The following is a 7,773-nucleotide window of genomic DNA, read 5'->3' as shown; positions in this document are numbered from 1 at the left end:
TCTCGCGCCGGAAACGACGCGGCCGCCAAGCGCAGGTTTTGTGCGCTGCAACGGCAGGGGAATCTTATTTTGTGATTCTTATCACCTCAATAACGGAACTTCACTCACACTTTCAATTGTTCTCGAACGCTCTCGTGCGGTGCCCGGGCACGCCACGGACCACGGTCCGCTCAACCGCCTTCGTGCAACCACAGATAGCCGATGCCCCGCACCGCGCGCAGCGGCAGCGCGTGCCCGCTCGCGGCCCGCACGCGCTGGCGCAGGCGATGCAGCAGTACTTCTAGCCGATGTGGATCGAAATCGGCGGGCGATTCGGTCATGCCGGCGATCAGGCGTTCGCGATCCACCGGTTCGCCGGGCTGTTCGAGCAACATGCGCAGGAACACCCGTTCCGCTTCACCCAGGCTCAACTCCACGCCGTCGGGCGTGCGCAGCTTCCAGCCACCGGCGACCAGCGCCCAGCGCGGCGTGGGTTCCGCCGCCGTGATCCGTTCGCTACTGGACAGGCGGCGCCGCAGGCTGGCGATGCCCGCGGCCAGCACATCCATGTCCACGGGCTTGACCAGGTACAGATCCGCGCCGGTGCTGAGCCCGCGCGCCATGTCGTCGCTTTTCCCGCGCGCGGTCAGCATCACGATGCCGACCGAGGCGATCTGGTGCAGGTGGCGGGCAACCGCATAGCCATCCTCGCCGGGAAGACCGATATCCAGCAGCACGATGTCGCAGGACTGCACGGCCAGGTGCCGGTAAAGCGCTTCGGCACTGGCGAAGCCCACGGCCTGGAAACCGCGCTCGGCCAGTTCCGACACGAGCAGTTCGCGAAGTTCGTCGTCGTCTTCCGTCACCGCGATGCGGGCGGACGTCAGGGGGGCTTCGGGCATGGAGTCAAGCGGGCTGGATGCTTAGTGTTGTGATTCGCATTACGCTTTCAGCATATCGGATCCGCCGTGATAACGGTTACCGATCGTGCTCCCACCACGCGTGATTTTCCAAGGCTCTCTTCTGCTCTCCCATCCTCTCCGGAACTGGCCCCATGTCGCGTCCGGTTGCGACCCCGTGGACAAGCAAATGCCCGTCCTGGGGACGGGCATTCGGGTGCCGCGGCGATGAAATCCGGACTCAGTCCTTCCAGGTTTTCCGGATCGGATGGGCCTCGGTATTGAACACCACCGCGTCGAAGTCCAGCACGGTCTTGGGCGTGAACAGCAGGTAGTAGTACTTGAAGGTCTCGGCGAACAGGAAGCTTTCCATCGAGTCGTTCTTCTCCTTGCTGCGCACATCCTTCAGCGCGGCGAAGCCGTGCTCGGTGCGGGTGTGGCGGACGAAGTCCTCGAAGAACTCCTTGCCCATGCCGCGATAGCGCGCATCGCCGGTGTAGTGATGCAGGTAGTACGCCGACTCGACGATCTCCGGACGCAACGGATAGCCCGGCGAGGTCACTTCCATCTTCGCGTAGTCGATCGCCTCCGGCTCGATGCCGTGCAGGCGCCACATCTTCAGGCCGGATTCCTGCAGGCGCTTGGCGCGCTCCAGGTCGCCGCCGAACGCGAGCAGGCCCGGCATGAACGCGTCCAGCGCGCCATAGGTGGTCTGGGTGCGCTTGCCGGTATTCATGTCGGCGTAGCCGTACCACAGCTCACCCTCGCGCACTTCGTCGGCCAGGTACTGATTGATCGGGCCGATGCTCTCATCCCACATGCGCTTGCAGTCGGCATCGCCGAACAGCTTCCAGCACTTGAACAGGTACTCGTAGTACGAATCGATGCCGCCGGCGATGTGGCTGGTCGGATTGGTCCATTCGCCAGTCTCGACGTTGATGTTCAGACCCACCAGGCCAATCTTCGAGCGGCGGTTGAAGGTCTCGGTCAGCGCCCGCTTGGCCTTGTCGTAATAGATCGGATTTCCGGTCAGCTTGCTCAGCGCGCCGAACTCGATCAGCAGGGTGCCGGTCTCGGCCGGATTGCTGACCGTGCCGCGGACCTTGCCGGTGCGCAGGTTGACGTGGGTGTACGGCAGGCCGGTCTTGCTCTCGAACACCGGCAGCAGGCGCTTGCCCAGATCCTCGGCCAGCTTGAGCAGGCGCTCGTCACCGCTGAGCTGGTAGCCGGAGATCAACCCACCCAGCAGGCGGATGGTGATCTCGAAGTTCTGCACGTACATGTCGTGATCGAACGAGAGCTGGGTGGCGATGAGTTCGCGCGCTTCGGTCGCTTCCTTGTCCAGGCCCAGCAGGATCAGCGTATCCAGCGCATCCACCGGTGACATCAGCAGCGACTTCTCGTACCAGTCGCGCGGCTGGCCGCTGATCGGCTTGAGATCGTCATGGCCCTTCGCGAATTGCATGTAACCCTGCCACGCATGACGGGCCTCGGCCTTGACCTGTTCGGCCAGACGCGCGGCCTCGGCTTCGTCCACCGCCGGCACGTCCGCGTTGGCGGTCTTGGCGGCCGGTGCCGGCGTTTCGGTGGTCACGGGTGCGGCCGTTTCGGCTGCCGGCTTCTGGCTGCAGGCGGTACCGGCCACCAGGGTCAATGCCATCACTACCGCGCCGGCCAGGCGCTGGCCACGCAGGGCGCGACGGGGGGAATTCGTCGGGTTGGATACGTCGTGCATGGGAGTTCCTCTTTGCGGAAAACGATCAGGGCGCCGACGCGGACATCGCGTCGGCGAGGGATTGCAGGGTAAGTGCCTTGCGCAGCGTCGCGGCATCGGTTTTCGAAGACACGCGCAGATTGACGGCTTCGCCGGGCAGCAGGTCCAGCGCGTTGTCGGACAGCGTCGCGTCCAGATCGCCGAAGTCAAGCCACAACGCGCGCACGAACACCGGCGAGCGCAGGGTCAGCCGATAGCCGTCACCGTCGGCGGCCAGCTCGGTGTCGATCCGCGGCGCCGGCAGGCGCAGGTCCTTCGGCGCGGTGAAGTAGACCAGACCGCGCGAAACCGTCTCGCCACCGCGAACCAGATCGAACACCGCGAACGTGCGCGCGGGATCCGCGCCGCCCAGCAGTTCAGCGTCGCCGAACTCGCCGGCCGGCGTGGCCGACAGCGCCGCGATCGTGGCCGGCTGGCGACGTTCCTTCAGCACGCGGCCGTCGAAATCCATCACCCGCAGGCGCCATTCGGCCTCCGTCGGCGTGGTCAGGTCGGACAGCAGCGACAACCGGGTCACGCCCTCCTTGCGCAATGCAGCGACCGCCAGCGGTGCGAAGAAACGGCGCGCGTGGAAGTTCAACGGCTTCCAGCGTCCGTAGAAGTCCACGCTCGACCACGAGGCGCCTGGCCAGACATCGTTGAGCTGCCAGTACAGCGAACCCATCGTGTACGGCCGCGAGGCGCGGTGATGCAGCGCGGCCAGCTCGATGCCATCGGCCTGCATCACCCGGCTCAGGTAGACGAAACCGGGGAAATCGCGCGGCTTGCCGTACTCGCGCTCGATGTACAGCGACAGCCGGGTGTTGCCCTCGCCGGCCAGGAACTTCTGGTGCGCCTTGATCACCGGGCTGTCGACCGCCTGCTCTTCCGGCTTGGCGAAGCTGGCGATGGTGCGCAGGTCCGGCCACGCCTGCAGGCCGAACTCGGACATGAAGCGCGGGGTTTCGTCCAGGTAGGCCTGCACCGGCTTGGAACCGGCCCAGACGTCCCAGTAATGCTTGTCGCCCTTGCGCGAATCGTTGGCCTTCTCGTCCAGGTCGTTGCTGGGCGAACTGGACCAGTACGGCACGCCCAGTCCCTGCTCGCCCACCACCTGGCGCAGGTCCTGTCCGAACAGCGCCACATAACCCTGCCAGACCTGGTCGGCGAACACCGGATCCGCCGCGACCAGCTGCTTGCGGTGGCCCCAGTCCTTCCACGCGGTCTCTTCCTCGTTGTTGCCGCACCACAGCACGATGCTGGGGTGGTGGCGCAGGCGGCGGATGTTGTCGCGCGCCTCGGCGACCACGTTGGCGCGGAACGCCGGGTCGTAGCCCGGCTGCATGCCGCCGCCGAACATGAAGTCCTGCCAGACCAGCAGGCCGAGTTCGTCGGCGATCTCGAAGAACACATCGTCTTCGTAATAGCCGCCGCCCCAGTTGCGCAGCATGTTCATGTTGGCGTCGCGGGCGGCGGTCAACGCCGCGCGCACGCGCTTCTCGTCGGCGCGCGGCGGAAACGCGTCGAACGGGATGACGTTCGCACCCTTGGCGAACACCGGCACGCCGTTGATCACGAAGGCGAAGCCCTGGCCCTGCCCGTCCGCGTCGACATCGCGCTTGAGTTCGACCGTGCGCAGGCCGGTGCGGCGCTCGCTGCCCGCCTGCCCGCCCTTGGCCTTGACCGTGGCGCGGAACATGTAGCGTGCCTGTTCGCCGTAGCCTACCGGCCACCAGCGACGCGGCTTGGGCAGGGTCATTTCCACCGTCACCGGCTGGACACCGGCGGTCAGCGCGGCCTTGCGGCGCAGGACGTCGACGCGGCGGCCGTCCGGGTCCAGCACTTCGACTTCCACTTCGGCGGAGGTGGCGCGCGCGGCGTCCACTTCCACCAGCACCGCCAGGCGCGCCTGGCGCTCGTCCAGCGCATCGGTGCGCACGGCCAGATCGGTGATGCGCAGGTCGGTCCAGCTCTCCAGCCGGATCGGCCGCCAGATGCCGGCGGTCACGTAGCGCGGGCCCCAGTCCCAGCCGAAGTGGTAGCCGGGTTTGCGCACGAAATTGCCGACCATCGCGTCCTTCGGCTCGTCGCCATAGGGCGAAGGATAGTTGCCGGCGATCTTGTGCGGCATCGCCTGCACTTTCGGCAGCAGCGTGCGGATCGGCGAACGCAACACCACCCGCAGTTCATTGCCGCTGGTCTTCAGCCGCCCGTCCACGCGCACGCGCCAGGTGCGGTGGCTGTTGTCCGCCTTCAGCAGCGGCTGGCCGTTGAGTTCGACCTCGGCGAAGGTATCCAGCCCCTCGAACACCAGTTCCGCGTGCGGACGCGCCAGCGTGGCGGCATCGACGTCGAAGCGGCCCAGGTATTCCCAATCGGCCAGGCCGATCCATTGCAGGCCGGCTTCCGGCGCGCCGACGTAGGGATCCGGAATCACTCCGTTGGCGAACAGATCGGTATGGACCGTGCCCGGCACCGCGGCCTTCGCCCATCCGGCGGCTTGCGGGTGCGCCGCAAGCTGGGCGTCGCCGGGCAGCAGGCGGAAGCGCCAGTCGGCGCTGACCGCATGCGACTGCGCGGCCGGCTGCGCGATCGCGGTGGTGGCCAGCAACAGCCACGCGATGCAGAGCATCGCGCGCATCCAGGCGGGAACCGTGGCGGCAATGGGTTGGACTCTCATGAACTCGCTCCTCCTCGTCGGCCGACACGGCTCGGTGCCGTGACGGCACCCGCGTGGCCTGATCCTGCGCCGTTCCCGCCACGCACGCGCGTCGCGGAAACCCGTGTGTCCGTCCGCGACCCGGCATCCCGGATCCGGCCGGACCTCCTGCTTCAATGCCGCAGCTGCGTCGCGTCCAGCGGTTGCAGCGACGCGTCGCCCTTCGCCCAGCTCAGCCCGAGGCCGATATCGCCCGAGCGCTGGTAGAAATCCAGCCGCAGCCGATGCCAGCCCTGGCGCAGCGGCACGCTGCCTTCCACCGGCTGATCGTAGGTCTCGTTGCGCACCACCGCCTCGCCGTCGATGGTCAGCGCGGACGCGTCGTCGGCCTGCGCGCGGAAACGGTACAGGCCGTCCTCGGGCACGTGCAGCCAGCCCTCGAACACCAGCCCGAAATGCTCGTGGCGGCCGTAGCCGCGCCAGTCGAACGCCTGCGCGCTGCCACTGCGCACCGGCTTGGCCGCTTCCATCTCGGCGAAGCGGTCGAAGGTGCCTTCGTAGTAGCGGTAGGACACGCCGGAAGCACGCGCGTCCTTCGGTTCCGGCTGTGCCGGCTTGTAGCGGCGATTGCGCAGGGTCGCGCGGTGGATGCCGCTCTCGCGTCCATCGGCGGTGATGGTCAGCGTGCGCACCGTGACCGCGCCGTCGGCCGGCACGATGACGCTGACCGGCCCGGTCGCTTTCGGCGAGGCGGTGATCGGAACGCTGCCGTCCAGGGTGTAGTGGATGCGGCTGCCAGGCACGCGCGGCCGCAGATCCAGCGTGTACTGGTCCTGCTCCACGGCCAGGCCGTCGCGCAGGCCCCACGGCGCCGGGATGCGGTAACGGAAGCCGGCCTGTGCCAGGCGCGGATACTGGCCGGACAGGCGTCGATCGAAGGCGTCGAAATCGCGCTGCGCCTGCGGCGTCCATGCGATCTCGGCCAGCGCCAACAGGCGCGGGAACACCATGTATTCGACCACCTCCTCGCGCGGCATGCGCTCGGTCCACACGTTCGCCTGCACGCCGAGGATGTGGTGGCGCTTGTCGGCCTCCAGTTCCACCGGCACCGGATCGTAGGCGTAGACGGTCTCGATCGGCAGCTCGCCGCCCTTCTGCCAGAGCTCGGTGTCCTTCGGACCCTGGCCATAGTCGAGGTAGCAGCAGCGCGTCGGCGACATGATCACGTCATTGCCGTGGCGCGCGGCGGCGATCCCGCCGGCCTCGCCACGCCACGACATCACCGTCGCATCCGGGGCAAGGCCGCCTTCGAGGATTTCATCCCAGCCGATCAGGCGCTTGCCGCGCGAGTGCAGGAAGCGCTCCATCCGGCGGATGAACCAGCTCTGCAGTTCGTGTTCGTCCTTCAGGCCCTCGCGGCGGATGACCTCCTGCGCCGCCGCGCTCTGCTGCCAGCGCGTCTTCGGCGCTTCGTCGCCGCCGATGTGCACATATGGCGCCGGGAACAGCGGGATGACCTCGTCCAGCACATTCTCCAGGAAGGTGAAGGTCGGCTCGGTCGGGCAGAAAATGTCGTCGAACACGCCCCAGGTGGTGCCGGTCTCGAACGGTCCCGGCGTGCAGCCCAGTTCCGGATAGGCGGCCAAGGCGGCCAGCGCATGGCCCGGCATCTCGATTTCCGGGATCACCGTGATGTGCAGCGACGCCGCGTAGGCGACCACGTCGCGCACCTCGTCCTGGGTGTAGAAGCCGCCGTAGGGTTTGCCGTCGCCATCGGTTTCCTTGCGCTGCCCGCCCACTTCGGTCAGGCGCGGATAGCGCTTGATCTCGATGCGCCAGCCCTGGTCGTCGGTGAGATGCCAGTGGAAGCGGTTGAGCTTGTAGTGCGCCATCCGGTCCAGCAGCCGCTTGATGAAATCAACCGGGAACAGGTGGCGGCCCACGTCCAGGTGCATGCCGCGATAGGCGAAGCGCGGCGCGTCATCGATACGCTGCGCCGGCAGCTCCAGCCGCTGGGCGCGGTCGATGGGCAGCAGTTGCATCAGCGTCTGCACACCATAGAACTGGCCGGCGGCGTCGCCGCGCAGGCTGACGCCCTGCGGCTGCACATGCAGTTGGTAGGCCTCGGCGGCGATGTCCTTGCCGGCGGGCGCCAACCGGATCACGTCGGCGGTTTTCGCCGATGCCTTGCCGCAATCGCGCAGCGCCCAGCCTTGCCGCTCGCGCAGCCAGGCATTGAACAGATCGGCATTCGCCTGCGCGTCCTTGCCTTCCGCGCACAGCCGCGTGGCAGGCGACAGCACGAAGGTTCCGGTTTCCGGTTTGACCGATGCCGGCAACGGCACCAGCGAAGGCGCCGATGCCTGTGCGGATGCCTGTGCGTGCGCGAATCCCGATGCCAGCAGGATCAGTCCTGCCGCCAGCCAACGTTGCATCGATCCAAAACTTGACGCGTGTATTCCGTGCAAAGCCCTTCCCTCCTC

At 67.2% G+C, this 7,773-nt stretch carries 4 protein-coding genes; all 4 read right to left on the bottom strand.

Features of this window, described 5'->3' with window-relative positions:
* Window positions 1-170: 170 nt before the first annotated feature.
* The 4 genes from FG323_RS01985 to FG323_RS01970 all read right to left on the bottom strand — a co-directional run bounded on the left by FG323_RS01985 (window position 171) and on the right by FG323_RS01970 (window position 7,725).
* On the bottom strand, window positions 171-881 hold the full coding sequence (locus tag FG323_RS01985) for a response regulator transcription factor (RefSeq protein ID WP_141452753.1): 711 nt from the start codon (window positions 879-881) through the stop codon (window positions 171-173).
* A gap of 238 nt (window positions 882-1,119) precedes the next feature.
* Window positions 1,120-2,613, bottom strand: a complete 1,494-nt coding sequence (locus FG323_RS01980) for a glycoside hydrolase family 47 protein (protein ID WP_249887903.1) — start codon at window positions 2,611-2,613, stop codon at window positions 1,120-1,122.
* A 25-nt stretch (window positions 2,614-2,638) separates the two neighbouring features.
* On the bottom strand, window positions 2,639-5,311 hold the full coding sequence (locus FG323_RS01975) for a glycoside hydrolase family 2 protein (RefSeq protein WP_255469972.1): 2,673 nt from the start codon (window positions 5,309-5,311) through the stop codon (window positions 2,639-2,641).
* Between the two features lie 152 nt (window positions 5,312-5,463).
* Window positions 5,464-7,725: a family 20 glycosylhydrolase gene (locus FG323_RS01970; protein ID WP_141452752.1), complete on the bottom strand. Its 2,262-nt coding sequence runs from the start codon at window positions 7,723-7,725 to the stop codon at window positions 5,464-5,466.
* Window positions 7,726-7,773 lie beyond the last annotated feature (48 nt).

The sequence above is a fragment of the Pseudoxanthomonas sp. z9 genome, assembly GCF_006542425.1.
Lineage (GTDB): Bacteria > Pseudomonadota > Gammaproteobacteria > Xanthomonadales > Xanthomonadaceae > Pseudoxanthomonas_A.
This window is presented reverse-complemented; position numbering and strand designations above follow the sequence as displayed.